Origin of the sequence: Gillisia lutea (assembly GCF_021568705.1) — a bacterium.
Taxonomy (GTDB): domain Bacteria; phylum Bacteroidota; class Bacteroidia; order Flavobacteriales; family Flavobacteriaceae; genus Gillisia; species Gillisia lutea.
The window spans coordinates 1-17,279 of sequence record NZ_JAKGTH010000011.1; the positions used below are offsets into that span (position 1 = coordinate 1).

Annotated in this window: 12 protein-coding genes and 1 other RNA gene; 7 read left to right on the forward strand and 6 right to left on the reverse strand. The window is 36.1% G+C overall.

From position 1 onward, the window contains the following. Positions 1-381 precede the first annotated feature (381 nt). Together L1I30_RS12625 and L1I30_RS12630 are read left to right on the forward strand one after the other, a co-directional pair. Positions 382-885, forward strand: coding sequence for a helix-turn-helix transcriptional regulator (locus L1I30_RS12625; RefSeq protein WP_236134657.1), 504 nt, complete (start codon positions 382-384; stop codon positions 883-885). Positions 886-966: 81 nt separating this feature from the next. After that, positions 967-2,250, forward strand: a complete 1,284-nt coding sequence (locus L1I30_RS12630; RefSeq protein ID WP_236134658.1) for a serine hydrolase — start codon at positions 967-969, stop codon at positions 2,248-2,250. Positions 2,251-2,390: 140 nt separating this feature from the next. On the opposite strand, the gene ssrA is transcribed toward L1I30_RS12630, so the two are convergent. After that, positions 2,391-2,791: a transfer-messenger RNA gene (gene ssrA / locus L1I30_RS12635) on the reverse strand. 184 nt (positions 2,792-2,975) lie between these two features. On the opposite strand from ssrA, the gene L1I30_RS12640 reads away from it, so the two are divergent. Beyond that, positions 2,976-4,187: an NAD(P)-dependent oxidoreductase gene (locus tag L1I30_RS12640; RefSeq protein WP_236134659.1), complete on the forward strand. Its 1,212-nt coding sequence runs from the start codon at positions 2,976-2,978 to the stop codon at positions 4,185-4,187. A gap of 66 nt (positions 4,188-4,253) precedes the next feature. Here the strand turns inward: L1I30_RS12640 and L1I30_RS12645 are convergent, their stop codons facing one another. From L1I30_RS12645 to kdsA, 4 genes are all read right to left on the reverse strand, one after another. Continuing rightward, positions 4,254-5,111: a universal stress protein gene (locus L1I30_RS12645; RefSeq protein ID WP_236134660.1), complete on the reverse strand. Its 858-nt coding sequence runs from the start codon at positions 5,109-5,111 to the stop codon at positions 4,254-4,256. Positions 5,112-5,117: 6 nt separating this feature from the next. Continuing rightward, positions 5,118-6,743, reverse strand: a complete 1,626-nt coding sequence (locus L1I30_RS12650; RefSeq protein WP_236134661.1) for a BCCT family transporter — start codon at positions 6,741-6,743, stop codon at positions 5,118-5,120. Between the two features lie 71 nt (positions 6,744-6,814). Further along, positions 6,815-7,966, reverse strand: coding sequence for a hypothetical protein (locus tag L1I30_RS12655; protein ID WP_236134662.1), 1,152 nt, complete (start codon positions 7,964-7,966; stop codon positions 6,815-6,817). 228 nt (positions 7,967-8,194) lie between these two features. After that, positions 8,195-9,013, reverse strand: coding sequence for a 3-deoxy-8-phosphooctulonate synthase (gene kdsA / locus L1I30_RS12660; RefSeq protein WP_236134663.1), 819 nt, complete (start codon positions 9,011-9,013; stop codon positions 8,195-8,197). A 151-nt stretch (positions 9,014-9,164) separates the two neighbouring features. On the opposite strand from kdsA, the gene L1I30_RS12665 reads away from it, so the two are divergent. After that, on the forward strand, positions 9,165-9,650 hold the full coding sequence (locus L1I30_RS12665) for a DinB family protein (RefSeq protein ID WP_236134664.1): 486 nt from the start codon (positions 9,165-9,167) through the stop codon (positions 9,648-9,650). 92 nt (positions 9,651-9,742) lie between these two features. Next, on the forward strand, positions 9,743-11,542 hold the full coding sequence (gene typA, locus L1I30_RS12670) for a translational GTPase TypA (RefSeq protein ID WP_236134665.1): 1,800 nt from the start codon (positions 9,743-9,745) through the stop codon (positions 11,540-11,542). A gap of 92 nt (positions 11,543-11,634) precedes the next feature. Here typA and L1I30_RS12675 read toward each other — a convergent pair whose 3' ends face one another. Beyond that, complete coding sequence (locus L1I30_RS12675; protein ID WP_236134666.1) at positions 11,635-12,318, reverse strand: cell division ATP-binding protein FtsE; 684 nt, start codon at positions 12,316-12,318, stop codon at positions 11,635-11,637. Positions 12,319-12,481: 163 nt separating this feature from the next. Between L1I30_RS12675 and L1I30_RS12680 the strand changes: the two genes are divergently transcribed. Together L1I30_RS12680 and L1I30_RS12685 are read left to right on the forward strand one after the other, a co-directional pair. After that, entirely contained in the window at positions 12,482-15,499 is a 3,018-nt protein-coding gene (locus L1I30_RS12680; RefSeq protein WP_236134667.1) for a tetratricopeptide repeat protein, read from the forward strand. A gap of 33 nt (positions 15,500-15,532) precedes the next feature. Continuing rightward, positions 15,533-17,260, forward strand: coding sequence for a porin family protein (locus L1I30_RS12685; protein WP_236134668.1), 1,728 nt, complete (start codon positions 15,533-15,535; stop codon positions 17,258-17,260). The last annotated feature ends 19 nt before the right edge of the window (positions 17,261-17,279 follow it).

Genomic DNA, 17,279 nt, shown 5'->3' on the forward strand with positions numbered 1-17,279 from the left:
TTTTTATACATAACTATTTAAAATTATGTAGCCTTTATTCAGGACGAGTCAAAATGCACTACAACGGTCGTGGTTAAGGCAAGTTGCGGGAGTAGGGACGCGTTCTTGTCGGTTTAGTTGTTTGTTTCTTGATGACTAAAATATAACTTTTACATGAAAACCCGTTATTTGCGATTAACCGATGTTGGTGGCAGTTTTAGAACTTAATACTTATAAGAATTCATGAATAATTCAATTTATCTATATTTTGTCTATTCATTTTAAGTAATATATTTCATAGATTAAAATGTTTTATTTAATTCTAATATTTTGAGGCCTAATTTTTTTAAAAGTTTTCCTGATAGATTTAAGTTTTATCATATTTTTTTAGCAATCATTATTATGATATTACTTTCATATATGTATGTCAATTTGATAAGTGAACCAATTTCTCCGGAAATTTTAGAGCAAATCAAAAAGAAAAATAATAGTGATTTTTATCAGATCGAAAAAAATAGGATGCAAATCTTATTTATGAAAGAGAGGGGATGGAATTTCATTGTACTGGCCTGTTTGGCTTTATCTCTTGGTATTTGGATCACCCTATCAAATCAAGGGAAAAGAAGGATTAATTTTATGGGCTATAAATATCGAATTGAGAAAAGATTTGCCAATTCAGACATGGAAGTTCTTAATTTTCAAAATAGACTTAAGGAGAAATTTGATTCTTTAACCTCAAATGATCTATTGATAGCCGAGATGCTTTTTGATGGACTGTCTACAAAGGAAATATCTTCTGAATTGAATATTTCTTCCGCTAGTGCCAATACGGCCCGGTACAGATTAAGAAAAAAAATGAAGTTGTCTTCCAAAACAGATTTGATAGAATTTTTACAAAGATTTTAAACCTGTCTATTTGAAATCTATACCCAATTCTTTTAGGATTAAATGTAAAATACCAATTTTGATTTAAATCATTCTTAAACTATGCGTGTTTACATTTATACGCTGATATATATTCTAAGCTCTTTAAGTTTATATAGTCAGGATTGGGCAATTACGATGGATTCATTACTAACTACCGTATCAAGAGATAATTTATTTGATGGGCAGGTTTTGATAGCTGAAGGAAATAAAATACTATTTTCAAAGGCTTATGGTGATAAAAGTGATGGTACTATTATTCAAAAAGACACTCCTTTAGCTATAACATCGGTGAGTAAAGCATTTACCGCAGCAGCTATATTAATCTTGGAAGATCGAAAGAAATTAAGTTTAGATGACGAATTAACCAAATACTATCCAGACTTACCTTATAATGGTGTGACACTTAGAAGTCTTCTAAATATGACTAGTGGGTTGCCGCGATTTCAACCCACGATTGTTAAATATGGTGATACCTCGCAAGTTTATACTACGAATAAAACAATAGAATTAATTGCTGAATACAAACCTGAGGGAATAGAACCAGGGACCCAATTCGGTTATAACGGGGACAACTATATTTTATTAGCTGGCATAGTGGAAAAAGTTTCAGGTGTTTCTTATCCACAGTTTCTTAAGGAAAAAATATTTACACCTTTAGAAATGGACCATAGTTATATATTTCAAAAGGATATAACTTCAAAAGATTTACCGGCTTTGGGTGCCGGCTATATTTTTTCTACTGCGGAAGACTTATATAAATTTGATCAAGGTTTATATAGAGATAAATTACTCTCTCCTGATTTAATAAAAGAATCTTACAAGTATACACGCCTGAAAAATGATAGTTTGAGTAATTATGGTTATGGATGGCGAATCTATGATAACGACTCCATAAAGGAAGTATATGTAGTAGGAGACGGCACAGATACTAGATCGAGTATTCAAAGATATTTGAATAGTAGAAAAACTTTAATATATATTCATAATAATTCCGGTTCTAATTGGAAAGGAGTCTATGGAGCAGTTAGAAAGATATGGGAGGGCAAATCTTTTGAAGTTCCTAAAAAACGTACTGTTTACTCTATTGATAAAGATTTATACTCTAGGTATATTGGAAAATACCTTTCGAACCAATTTGGATTAATTCACATTACACAGGAGGATGGAAAATTGTACCTCCGTCCAAATCCCATTCCTGGTAAAGAAGAATTAATCCCTTCTTCAAACACTACCTTTTATTTTTCTGATCAGGCAATGGAATGGGAATTTTTCTTAGATAAAGAGGGAAATGTTTTGGGATTAGGATTAAATGGAAAACCCGAAACTATGGGTTTAAAACAATAATATTATCCGTACCGGGATAAACGCAGTTTAAAGTATCGGAAGTAATTTTATAAGATTCAAAAATTTGATGTCTTTATACCAAAGCTAATTTGTCACCTAAAAATAAAAAGCCCCGAAATCATTGCCGATTCGGGGCTATAGAGTGGAGTCGGAGGGTTTCGAACCCTCGTCCAAACAAGCAATTCAGCTGCTTTCTTCACGTTTAGTTTTCACTTGGTTGTCGATGCAAGACCGGCCGAAAACCACCAATCTTACACGTATTCTCAATTAAGTTTCAAAACCGCATCAAGACCCTGCGATTCCTATATTTACTTTATCGATACCTCGGGTGTGAACGCCGTAAATCAAGGCTTTCACGAGGCATCTCGGCTCCCTACCTTGTAGGGATAAAGATAATCTTACTGTAATTCAGATTATGCAGCCAAGGCGTAGTTATTCTCGCCGTTTAAAAAAGTGTGAAATATGAGATTAACGAGCTATATCCCAGCGCTCGACGTGCTTACAACCCAATTAGACTCGCTGTCAAATCCAAGTCGACCCCATAAAATTATGAACTTCTGTGCGTTTCCCGCTTAAAAAAGCGGGGCGGGCTATTCGCTGCAATCTTTTTGATCATACTTCACAAAAAGGATTTTCGCTGCTATCCCTAACGCGGCTGCAAAGATACTCATTTAAATTTATATCTTTACGATGCTTCATACATTAAACAAAAGCTATACCATTATATGATAAAATTCGCCTTAATTACAGAGCGTAAGACTCCACCAGACCGGAGAGTGGTTTTTTCTCCCAAAAAACTTAACCAGATCGTTCAAAAATATCCCGATGTAAGCTTCAAGGTGGAAAGTTCACAAATAAGGATATTTACCGATCAGGAATATAGCAATGCGGGTTTTGAAGTTACCAATGATGTTTCAGATTGTGATGTTTTTCTAGGGGTGAAAGAAGTTCCAATCCCTAATCTTATTCCAAACAAAAAATATTTTTTCTTCTCACATACTATTAAAAAACAACCATATAATCGCGATTTATTGCGTGCGGTTTTAGACAAGAATATTGAGCTTTACGATCATGAGGTAATTGTAAAGGAAAATGGCGCCAGGCTAATAGGATTTGGCAGGTATGCTGGTTTAGTAGGTGCTTATAATTGTTTTAGGGCTTTAGGATTAAGAGATGGGCTTTTTGTGTTGCCAAAGGCAGAAAATTTGTCAGATCTCGATGAGCTTTTGGCAGAGTTGGATAAAATTAAAGTTCCTAATTTAAAGATAGTTCTTACGGGAAGCGGGAAAGTTGCTCATGGTGCAAAAGAAATTTTAGATCATCTACAAGTAAAAGAAGTTGCTGTTCAAGAATATCTTTCCGAAGAATTTAGCGTGCCTGTATACACGATTATCGATGTCTTGGATTATAACAAAAAAAAGGATGGGGGAGAAGCTAAAAATGAAGATTTCTATCAACACCCTGAACAGTTTGAGTCAGATTTCATGAAATTCGCAAAGGTCAGCGATGTCTTTATAGCAGGACATTTTTATGGAGATGGAGCTCCAAAATTCTTTACTCAGCAACAAGCTGCTGCTTCAGATTTCAAAATAAATTTAGTAGCAGATATTTCATGCGATATCAATGGACCAATAGCCAGTACTATTCGACCTTCTACTATCGCAGCGCCAATTTATGGATATAATCCAAAAAATGGGTCAGAAGTAGATTTTAAAGAACCGGGCGCAATTACGGTAATGGCAGTAGATAATTTGCCTTGTGAACTGCCTAAAGATGCCAGTGAGGGATTTGGTGAAATGTTCATGGAGCACGTTATTCCTGCATTTTTTAATGGTGACAAGGATGGAGCTCTGAAACGGGCAAAAATGTCAGAAAATGGCAAGTTGACAGAAAGGTTCAAGTATCTCCAGTCTTATATAGACGGCACCAATCGGTAATAAAGAACATTAAAAAAGCTTGCAACTACTAATTGCAAGCTTTTCTTAATAATGGTTATATTTTTACTATTTAGTTATCCATAATGGTACCTCAAGATCCTGATTGAAAAGTTCTTCGGTAACACTACCCACCAGCAGTGAAGAAAAGGTATTTCCACCTTTATCTCCCACCACCATTAGATCTACCTTCGAGTTATTCGCTTTTGTTCTTAATTTTTCAGCGACACCGGTATCTCTACCAGGAATAATCTCAAGATCTAATTCTTTTTGTAAATGGAGTTTTTTAACGAACTTATTATAACGTTCTTTTAAGTGCTTTTCAATTTTAAGATCTAGATTTTCTTTGGGCACATAAGGAGAGAATTGCACCGGGACATTATATACATGCACAGCTTTTGCGTTCGCATTGGTACTGTTTTGTAATATTTCAGTAAGCTCAAAGACTTTTTTAGAAGCGTTTGAGAAATCGGCTCCCGCCCAAATATTGGTTATTTCTGGTTTTGCATTTTGTGGCACCGATAAAATATTGCATTTAAGCATACGCAGCAACTTCCCACTTACGACACCAGTTCCTCCAGCCTTATTCTTATTCCCAATAATGGCTAATTGTATCTCGTATTTATTAACGATATAATTTATGAGGGATTCTGAGTAAGGATCTTCTGAAATAAGTACTTCCCATTCAGCCGGAGCCTTAAAATTTTGCTCTACTTTTTCATTCAGTTCATCACCAATTATCTCGTCTAGGTTAAGATCTTTCAATTGCTCTTCAAACAATTCTGAGATCTCATATTTCTTTATATTATGCACGAAATAAACCTTTTCCGCTTTCAAACTTTCAGCGATGAAAGAAGCATAGTTTATTAAAGTATCATCAATATCAGATAAGTCGAGGGCAACTAGAATATTTTTAATGTTGTACATAGCAGACTATTTTAAAGTGTTTTGCTGATTTGTATTTCTTTTCTTAACGATGTTGGAAACAATTTCTTCGTAATTTTCCAATTCTTTCTGGGATTCACGTTTTTGTAATTTTTGATGATCTTCACTTAGACCTTTGTAGAGCGAATAACACATTACTATTAAAATTAAAGCAAAGGGGAGTCCTGTAACTATTGAAGCGGTTTGTAAGGCCTGCAAGCCTCCACCCACTAATAATACAGCGGCAACAGTTCCTTCAGCAATAGCCCAAAAAATACGCTGCCCAACCGGAGCATCAATTTTCCCTCCGGAAGTTAAACTGTCTACCACTAAAGATCCTGAATCAGAAGAAGTTACAAAGAAACCAGCAATTAAAATGATGGCTATAATATTTAAAATAAATGCAAAAGGATAATCTTCAAGGAATACGAATAAGGCAGTAGCAACATTGTCGTTTACTGCATTTATGATAGAATCGTCCCCCAGAAGTGCCATATGTAATGAGGAGCTTCCAAATGCAGAGATCCAAAAGAACGTTACTAATGATGGTACCAAAAGTACTCCCAAAATAAACTCTCTTACAGTACGACCTTTAGAGATTCGCGCGATAAACATTCCCACGAAAGGAGACCAGGCTATCCACCATCCCCAGTAAAATACCGTCCAGCTATTTTGCCATTTGGTACCAGTGTAGCTTTCTGTCCAGCTGGCAATATCAAGGAAACTGGAGAAGTAACTCCCCGTATTCTGTACAAAGGATTTGAAAATGAAAATGGTTGGGCCCAGTACTACCACTAGTAGTAGGAATAGGACAGCTACTCTCATATTCCATTCGCTTAGAAATTTCACTCCTTTATCTACACCCAGCACAACAGAAACTGTAGCAACTAAGGTTATCCCTGCAATTAGTAGGATTTGTGTTTGAACGCCACTGTCTATTCCAAATAAATGATCTAAGCCTGCGGCAATTTGCTGTACTCCCATTCCTAATGAAGTAGCTAATCCAAAAAGCGTAGCCAATACTGCAAAAATATCAATAGCATCACCAATCTTTCCATAAATTTTATCTCCTAAGAACGGATAAAAAACAGATCGTATGGTTAATGGTAGTCCGCGTGAATAGGTGAAATATGCCAAGGATAATCCTACCAGCGCATAGACGGCCCAGGCATGGAAACCCCAGTGTAAAAAAGTGAATTTCATGGCTTCTTTCGCGGCTTCGGCTGTTTGACCTTCAGCCATTGGCGGACTTAAAAAATGGTAGATAGGTTCAGAGATACTCCAGAATAATAAACCTATTCCCATCCCTGCACTAAATAGCATAGCGAACCAGGAGAGAGTTTTAAATTCCGGTTTGGCAGATTGACCACCAATTTTTAGATTCCCGAACTTACTAAGTGCCAGATATACCATAAATATCAAAAAGATATTTACACTCAGCACAAAAAACCATCCAGCCTTATTTGCTACAAAATCCTGAGTTGCGGTAAAATATTGTTCTGCTCTGTCTTTAAATAACAGGGTTAAGGTTATTATCAAAATAATGATAATGGATGAAGTGAAGAACACGGGGCCATTTACTTCTAATCCAAAAATGGATTTTCTTTCATCACTTCTTATAATTTTCTTAGCCATAAATTAGATTTTTAAATTGGTGGTGAATTAATTTTTTAGGAATTTAACTTCCTATCTTATTAGGGGAGTTACTAAAAATAGTAACCAATATTGATATTGAATCTCGCTTCCCATTTAGCATCTGGATTTCCGGTAGAAAAATCGTCTACAAAATTCCCACCTAACCAAGAGTGATTATAACCGGCGGCATAGTCTATATACGTATAAACATTTCCGGCACTAACAAGAACTCCGGTAACGTTCATGTAGGAATCTTCAAAGCCTTGGGTTTTCTTTTGCATATAACCAAAGTCGTTATAGATTTGTAAGTTGGATATTGGACCCCATTTTACCGGAACATTTCTGGAAATCGCTAAAGAATACATATTGAAATCGGCAGCAACCTCATAAGGTGCACCATAGGCAGCCATGGTGACCACATCACGGGATTCTCCTTCGGCATTTGCAGGATCATGAGAAGCTGTAATAAATTGTGCTTTGGCGTTCCACTTTCCTTGGGTGATCTCATAATGAGCAGCAAGAGCAGAATGATCTCCCAGCTCTTCAGTATCTAAATTGTATAACTTTCCATATTCAGCAGAAAGGCCGAACCTATGTGCGGCTTCTTTTCCGAATTTATAAATGAATTTTCCATTGAATTGGTTCACCTCTTTATTTCTTCCGGTAATATCATAAGAATATCTATTGGGAGAAGTTTCGGTGTTGTTTCCAAATTTGAGCTCTTCCGCATTTTTGAAAAAAGCGAATTGATATTCAAATTTTTCTCCGGTATGCATGTATTTAACACCCATATCGTGATCATCTTCCATTCCTACATAATAAGTAAGGTTAAAGAACCAGTTATGGGAATTGTATTGCTGAATTCCGAAGGGAACTTGAGTAAGTCCAATATGAATTTGATCCAGTTCATTGAATTTATAGCCTACCCAACCTTGCTTTAAAAATCCTCCCCCAAATCCATCAGAGTATAATCGGTATTCTGCGTTAAGAAATATTCCTTTGTAGGCAGCTTCAGCATTCACTCTAAACATATCGTAACCAAAATCGCCGCCACGCTTTTTCTGTCCGTCCTTCCAGGAAGATAGATTGTAATTGAACCGTAGCGCGCCTCCCAGTTTTAATTGAGGGGTATCCTGTGCTGCTGCAGGTAATGCAAAGCATATTGCCAAGAGCAACAAATAAAGTTTTTGTGAAAAAATTAAATGAGTAGTCTTGTCTATCATGTAGGGTGTTTTGAAGTTAGTTGAATTTTTGCGGATTGTAAGGGGGAAATCCCAGAACCGGCAATTTATGGCTTCTATAAAGGTTTTTAGGCCTATTTATGAAAGCTATAACATAATTAAGCTCAAAAAGCATAAGAAATATGAGTGCTCTTTTAAAGGAGAATGACCTTAATAAAACATAAAACCCCTACTTAGAGTAAGGGTTTTTATATGTGAAGATGTGTGTGATTACAGCGAGTTAACTGTTTTTCTTATTGCCACCAAATTAGATAGTAGTTTTTCTAGATATTGAAGGTCCAGCATATTAGCACCATCGCTTTTTGCATTTGCAGGGTCGAAATGTGTTTCAATGAAAAGTCCGTCGACATTATTAACAATACCTGCGCGTGCTATTGTCTCGATCATATCTGGTCTTCCGCCGGTTACACCACTACTTTGGTTAGGTTGCTGTAAAGAGTGAGTTACATCAAGTACTGTGGTAGCAAACTCGCGCATGGTTGGAATCCCTCTAAAATCGACTATCATATCCTGATACCCAAACATGGTACCGCGATCGGTCACCATAACATTGTCGTTTTTACAATCAATTACTTTGGTAACCGCATGTTTCATGCTTTCAGGACTCATAAATTGTCCTTTTTTCAAATTGACCGTTTTTCCAGTTTCAGCAGCTGCCATTACAAGATCAGTTTGTCTAACAAGGAAAGCAGGTATTTGCAAGATGTCTACATATTCTGCAGCCATGGCAGCATCGCTTATTTCATGAATGTCTGTAACTGTAGGAATTTGAAAAGTTTCAGAAACCTTTCTCAATATCTTTAAGGCTTTTTCATCTCCAATTCCGGTAAAGCTGTCAATTCTACTGCGATTGGCTTTTTTGAAAGAACCTTTAAAAACGTAAGGAATTTCCAGTTTGTTGGTAATTTCTACAACTTTCTCTGCAATTCTTAGAGCCATTTCCTCCCCTTCGATGGCGCATGGCCCGGAAAGAAGAAAGAAATTATTAGAATCAATATGTTTTATTTGAGGAATATTATTCAGCTTCATAGTTACGAATTTAAGATTGCAAAGATAATTCAATTATCTGTGTACAGCAATATAGGCGTTGGGAATTACAAACTACTTCATTTAACATTGAGGTGAGCTTTCATGCGGAAAATATTGTAAATTAATAGCTGTAAATCAATTCTTTGGAAAAATGAAAATAGAAGAAATTTTAGTGCCAGAGCTAAAACATGAGGCAGCTATTACTCAGAAATTCTTAAAAAGAATTCCTAATGATAAAATGGATTGGCGACCTCACCCTAAATCGATGACCATGGGAGAGTTGGGAAATCACTTAGCCGAAATTCCTGGTTGGATAACCGGTACTATGGAAACCGACGAGATGGACATGGAAGGGTATGAACCTACAAGATTTAAATCGGCCACAGATCTTGAACAGGCCTTTCAAAAGAATGTAACTGAAGCTACAAAGGCTCTTAATAAACCGGATGAAGATTTTCAGAAAAATTGGAAAATGACTCAAAAAGGGCAAATTTTGATGGAAATGCCAAAACTCAGTGTGTTACGAACTATGGTGATGAATCAAATTCCGCATCATAGGGCGCAATTAGGAGTGTATTTCAGATTATTGGATATCCCCGTACCGGCTAGTTACGGCCCGTCTGCCGATGAAAGTTAAGAGAACATTAAACAAATTTTTATAGATATACTAACATAGTGTATTTCATAAAATAAAACGTACCTTTGCAGCCTTAAAAATGAGGCGCTTATATGACAGCTATTAAAAACATCGCAATTATTGCACACGTTGACCACGGTAAAACTACCTTGGTTGATAAAATTATGTACCATTGCCAACTTTTTCGTGAGAACGAAAATACGGGTGATCTTATTCTAGATAACAACGATTTAGAAAGAGAAAGAGGTATTACAATTACTTCTAAGAATGTTTCTGTAGTTTATAAAGGGACAAAGATCAATATTATTGATACTCCTGGTCACGCCGATTTTGGAGGAGAGGTTGAACGAGTATTGAACATGGCCGATGGAGTACTACTTTTAGTAGATGCTTTTGAAGGACCAATGCCACAAACGCGTTTTGTACTTCAAAAAGCAATCGATCTTGGATTGAAGCCATGTGTGGTTATCAATAAAGTTGATAAAGAAAACTGTACTCCTGATGAAGTTCATGAGAAAGTTTTCGACTTGATGTTTGAATTGGGTGCTGAAGAGTGGCAACTTGATTTCCCATCTGTTTACGGTTCAGCTAAAAATAACTGGATGAGTGACGATTGGAAAAATCAAACTGAAAATATCGAACCATTACTAGATATGGTTATCGAACATATTCCATCTCCAAAAATTGAAGAAGGAACTCCGCAAATGCTTATTACTTCTCTTGACTTTTCATCTTTTACAGGACGAATTGCAATTGGACGTTTACAACGCGGAACATTAAAAGAAGGAATGCAGGTTTCTTTGGTGAAGCGTGATGGAAGCATCAAAAAGACCAAAATTAAAGAATTGCACACTTTTGAAGGTTTAGGAAGAAGAAAGATCGAAGAGGTTCAGGCTGGTGATATTTGTGCGATCGTAGGTTTGGAAGGTTTTGAAATTGGTGATACTGTTGCCGATATAGAAAACCCTGAAGGCTTAAAAACTATTGCTATCGATGAGCCTACTATGAGTATGCTTTTCACTATTAACGATTCTCCTTTCTTTGGTCAAGATGGTAAATTTGTTACCTCTAGACACATTAGAGAACGTTTAGCAAAAGAACTTGAAAAGAACTTGGCTCTTAGAGTTGAAGCTACAGATAGTGCTGATAAATTCATGGTCTTTGGTCGTGGGGTACTTCACTTATCTGTTCTTATTGAAACGATGAGAAGAGAAGGATATGAAGTTCAAATTGGTCAGCCACAGGTTATCATCAAGGAAATTGATGGTGTTAAATGTGAACCGATTGAAGAATTGACTATAGATTTACCGGAAGATGTTTCTGGAAAAGCTGTAGAAATGGTATCTATGAGAAAAGGGGAAATGGTAAGTATGGAATCTAAAGGAGACCGTATGAACATACAATTTATGATCCCTTCTCGAGGAATTATTGGTTTGCGTAACCAGTTGCTTACTGCTACTGCAGGTGAGGCGATTATGGCGCACCGTTTTAAAGAATACCAGCCCTTAAAAGGAGGAATTCCTGAGCGTCAAAATGGTTCTTTAGTTTCTATGGAAAAAGGAAAAGCTATTCCTTATTCTATCGATAAACTACAGGACAGAGGAAAGTTCTTCGTTGACCCGGGAGAAGATATTTATGAAGGTCAGGTAATTGGAGAAAATTCTCGTCAGGATGATATGGCAGTAAACATTACCAAAACTAAAAAATTATCGAACGTACGTTCTTCTGGAGCAGATGATAAAGCGAAGATTGTTCCGGCAATAAAATTCTCTTTGGAAGAAGCTTTGGAATACATTCAAAAAGATGAGTATGTTGAGGTTACTCCTGCACATATCCGTTTGCGTAAGATCTATCTTACCGAAAATGAACGTAAAAGAAATAAGATTGTTTAATCTTATTTTTTAAACATATAGAAAAGCCCGATCGTTTAGATCGGGCTTTTTATTTTTATAAACTGAAAAGTTTGAAACGTATTGGCGAAAATTTAGATCGATTTTTGTACTACCTCAAATACACGTTCTCCGTCGCACTTCAAGGTTTTGGAAGGATACTTTAGTAACAAGGCATAATCGTGTGTAGCCATTAAAATGGTGTTTCCATTTTTACTTATTTCCTGCAGAACTTCCATTACTTCCACAGAGGTTTGAGGGTCTAAATTTCCTGTAGGTTCATCGGCTAGGATAAGCTCAGGATCATTTAATAATGCTCTTGCTATAGCGATTCGCTGTTGCTCTCCACCGGAGAGTTGATAGGGAAATTTAAAACCTTTGGTTTTCATTCCCACCTTGTCTAAAACTTCATCTATCCTTCTTTCAATTGCAGGTTTGTCCTTCCACCCGGTAGCTTTAAGAACAAATAATAAATTGTCTCTAACATTTCTGTCATTTAGTAATTTAAAATCCTGAAATACCACGCCCAGTTTCCTTCTTAAAAATGGGATATCTTTTTCCTTTAAAGTTCTAAGATTATAATCAACTATAGTTCCTTCCCCTTCAGTTAAGGGAAGATCCCCATATAGGGTTTTCATAAAACTACTTTTACCGGTTCCTGTTTTACCAATTAAATAAACAAAATCACCTTTATTTATGGTAAGATCAACTTCTGAAAGAATAAGACTTTCTCTTTGATAGATCGCAGCATTTTTAAGTTCTAGAACGGGTTGAGACATAAAATGATATTTCTGATTTTAGAGTATGAAAATAACGGTAAATATACATCTTTCATGTACTGCCCGATTACTTTTTTTCATATTAACATAATTATCACAACTTACTTGCGTTATGAAATAAGCGTTTAATTATCTTTGATTGATCAATCTAATAAAAAAATTAATGACACGAAATAAAGCCTTATTCCTCGTTGCTTTTTTACTTCTTTCTACTTCATTATTTGCCCAGCAAACTGCGGTTTATACTAATGATCTCGTAAAATTCAACCGAGCACTGGAATTGTATAACAATGGACAGTTCCTTGCAGCCCAAACTATTTTTGATGATGTTAAGGATGAAACCAATGATGAGAAAATAACATCCGACTGTGCGTATTACATTGCTAATGCGGCGGTAAGACTTGGACAACCCGGAGCAGATCAGCTCATGCAGGATTTTGTGGAACGCTATCCTACCAGTACCAAGCGGAATACTGCCTTTATTGATGTAGCCGATTATTACTTTGAAAATGGTAAATATTCATTAGCCAGAAGATGGTATGACAGGGTAGATGAAAAGGGGATGAGTCGCAAAGAAAAGGATCGCTACTATTTTAATAATGGGTATGCTTATTTTGCTTCAAAACAGTATGATGATGCTGCCAAATATCTAAACAGAGTAAGAGATTCAAAAGAATACGGGTCGCAAGCCAAATATTACCTAGGTTATATGGCCTATGAAGGAGATGATTATGAGGAGGCTAATACCTTATTTGAGGAAGTAAAGGAGAATGATAGATATTCTGAAAATCTATCTTATTTCCAAAGTGATATGAATTTTAAATTAGGGAATTTTCAAAAGGCGATAGACCTGGGCTTAGAACAATTACCAACTGCCGATAGAAATGAAATTTCTCAATTAAATAAGATTATAGGTGAAAGTTATTTCAACCTTGGGCAGTATGAGAAAGCTATTCCTTATTTAAAGGAATATAAAGGACTGCGTGGAAAATGGACGAATACCGATTATTATCAGTTAGGATATGCTTATTTCAAACAGGGAGATAATGAAAGTGCTATAGCAGAATTCAACAAGATTATAGATGGTAATAACGCCATTGCTCAAAATGCATACTATCATCTTGCACAAGCTTATTTAAACTTAGATCAGAAACAACAAGCTTTAAATGCTTTTAAGAATGCAAGTGAAATGAATTTTGACGCTAAAATTCAGGAAGATGCATTTTTAAATTATGCAAAACTAGGTTATCAAATAGGGAATAGCTATTCCAGTCCTTCAAAGGTGTTAATAGAGTATTTGGAAAAATACCCTAACTCACCGGTGAAATCGGAGATGGAAAGCCTTCTTATCGATTCTTATATTACTTCTAAGAATTATGAAGAGGCCATGAACTTATTAGAGAACAATAGAAATTTCAGCGATAAGGTGGCTTATCAAAAAGTGGCTTATCTGTATGGATTAGAATTATATAATAGAGGAGATTATAGAAATGCATCGGTGAATTTCGATAAATCCTTAACCGAACGAAGAGATGCGGTTATTACTGCAAAAGCAACTTTCTGGAAAGCAGAAAGCGATTTCAATCTTAACAGAATGAACGAAGCTTTGGTTGGTTATAAAGAATTTGCCGGAATGAGTGGGGCACAGGGGACTCCTGAAATGGAAAACCTGGATTATAATATTGCCTATTCTTATTTCAAACAAAAGGAATACAACAGAGCGATCGATTATTTCAATCGTTATGCGAAGAATTCGGCTAAAGATAAAGCCAGAAGAAATGATGCTTATACCAGGTTAGGAGATACTTATTTTGTGACCAGTAAATATTGGCCGGCTATGGATGCCTATAATGCGGCTATAGATATGAATATTGGAAATCAGGATTATGCTGCTTATCAAAAAGCTATAAGCTATGGTTTTGTAAATAGAAACGACAGTAAGATCGAAGACCTTAGTAGCTTCATGAATAAATATCCAAGGTCTTCTTACAGGGATGATGCTCTTTATGAGTTAGGAAATACCTACGTTGCGATGGAAAACACGCAAAAGGGTATAGAAACTTATAACCGATTGATTAGAGATGTTCCCGGTAGTGCATTTGTACCCCAGGCAATGTTAAAACAGGGTCTTATCTATTATAATAGTGATCAATCAAACAAAGCCCTGGAACGTTTTAAAAAGGTAGTTTCCGATTATCCTAATACTCCAGAATCTATGCAGGCGGTAAGTACGGCAAGACTTATTTATATTGATCTTGGAAGAACCGATGAATATGCAGCCTGGGTGAAGAATGTAGATTTTGTAGAAGTTACAGATGCCGATCTTGATAATACCACTTTTGAAGCAGCAGAAAAACAATACCTGAACAACAATACCAGCGCTGCCAAAACCGGATTTGAAAAGTATTTACAAAGCTTTCCAAATGGTTTGAATTCACTTAAGAGTAACTTCTATTTAGCACAGCTGTACTTTAGAGATGATCAAAAAGATAAGTCGGTACCTCATTATAAATTTGTGATCGCCAAACCAAGAGGTGAATTCTCTGAACAAGCTTTGGCTAGATTATCTCAAATTTACTTAGAAAAGAGGAATTATAAAGATGCTTTACCACTATTGAAACGATTGGAAAATGAAGCCGATTTTGCTCAAAATACCATCTACGCACAATCTAACCTCATGAAGTCTTATTATGAACTAAAAGATTTTAATATGGCGGTTTCATATGCAGAAAAAGTATTGGCAACACCAAGTATTGAAAATAATGTGAAGAGTGATGCGCAGGTGATTATTGCCCGTGCTGCTTTTGAAACAGGAAATGAGAGCAGAGCGAAAACAGCATATGCAGAAGTTTTGAAAATAGCTACCGGAGAGTTGGCAGCAGAAGCACTTTACTATGATGCTTACTTCAAAAATAAGGCTGGGAATTTTAAGGCATCGAACGAATCTGTTCAAAAACTAGCTAAAGATTATTCAGGATACAAATTATACGGAGCTAAAGGTTTAGTGATCATGGCTAAGAATTTCTATGCCTTAAAGGATGCTTACCAGGCTACTTATATTCTGGACAATGTTATAAAGAACTTTAAGGAATATCCGGAAGTGGTAAAGGAAGCACAGGCAGAACTTAGCAAAATAAAAGCTATGGAAGCAAAGACGAACGCTTCTGTTGAAACCAACTAATAATCAATCAATATAACTTTTAAGAAATTCTATATGCAAATTCTTTCAATAAAAAGAAACCTGTTTTTACTATCATTTCTTTGTGGCGGATTTCTCTTTGCTCAAGATAAACCTCTGGGAGGAGAAACCGTTATCGTGGTAAAACCATACACTCCATCGGTGAATGATGCATTCAAGATCAAGGAAACTCCTGTGGTCACAGATTCTATAAGCTTAGAGAAAAAACCTGTGAAATACAGTATTTTTTCAGTACCTGTAGCTTCTACATTTACTCCTTCAAAAGGTCAGGCTACCAAGGTAGAAAGAGCTAAAAGAGTTAAATTGTTTAATAACTACGCCACCTTAGGCTTTGGGAATTATTCAAATATCCTGGCAGAATTCTATAGCAATTTAGAGGTAAACAGAAGTGATAATTTTGGAGTGTTCCTTACTCATAATTCTTCTCAGGGAGGGATAGATGGAGTAGAATTAGCCGATAAGTTCTATAATACCGCACTAAATTTAAATTATAACTCTCGTAATAGGAACAGTTCATGGACCACAGAGCTTGGGTTACAACATCAATTATTTAACTGGTACGGTCTTCCGGAAAATTCAATATTTACGCGTCCGGATATTGCCGATATCGATCCGCAACAAAATTATTATTCAGCGATCGTGGGTGGAGAAATAGAGTTATATGATTCTTTCTTCGATAAAGCTTCTGCTCATTACCGCTATTTTGGAGATTCTTATAAGTCTTCAGAAAATAACTTTACGGCAGATGCCGAATTTGAGGTGAACATTGCAGATGAACTAATTACTACCAAGCTTAGTGCAGATGTATTAAATGGTAAATTCGACAGGGGGTATCAAACTCCGGAAGAGTTGAAATATTCTCAAATGAATTTCGCTCTTACTCCAAGTCTGTTAATCTTAAGAGACGACCTCACCGTAAATTTAGGAGCCTCGTTCGTGTATGGTCTGGACACCGAAAACAGCGACAGTAATTTTTATATCTATCCTCAAGTTACAGCGAGCTATCGCGTGGCGGGCGATTATTTTATTGCTTATGCCGGTTTAGAGGGTGGTTTAAATCAGAACACTTATTATAAGTTAGCACAGCAAAACCCATACGTTTCGCCTACCCTTACTATTACTCCAACCGATAAGCAGTATGACGCCTCATTAGGAGCTAAAGGAAAATTGTCTAATAGCATTTCTTATAACCTGAAAGGGAGCTATGTAGCAGAAACAAATAGATCTTTATTCGTTAATAATTTAGAAGAGCCTGCAAATACGGAAGATTACACTTATGGAAATTCTTTTGACGTAGTCTATGATGATTTAAAAACGCTTTCCTTCTTTGGAGAAATTAATGTAGATGTGAATAGAGATTTCAAATTAGGGATGAATGCCACTTACTTCAGTTATTCTTCAGACTTCCAGCCGGAAGCATGGAATCTACCCGATTTTAAAGCATCTGTATTGGCCGATTATCAGATTACCGATAAATGGTTTGCCGGAGCTAATTTATTCTTTACAGGAGAGCGTAAGGACAGAAAGAGATTCATGAATCCTGCTGATGGTACCGAGATAAGAACTATAACTTTAGATGGTTATGCCGATCTTAATGCAAACGTGGGTTACCGCTTTAATGAGCAGCTTTCCATTTTTGTAAAAGGAAATAATTTGATAGGAGACAATTACCAACGTTGGTCAGATTATCCTGTACAGGGACTTCAGGTTATGGCAGGTGCCACCTATAAATTTGATTGGTAATTTTAGAAATACCCATAAT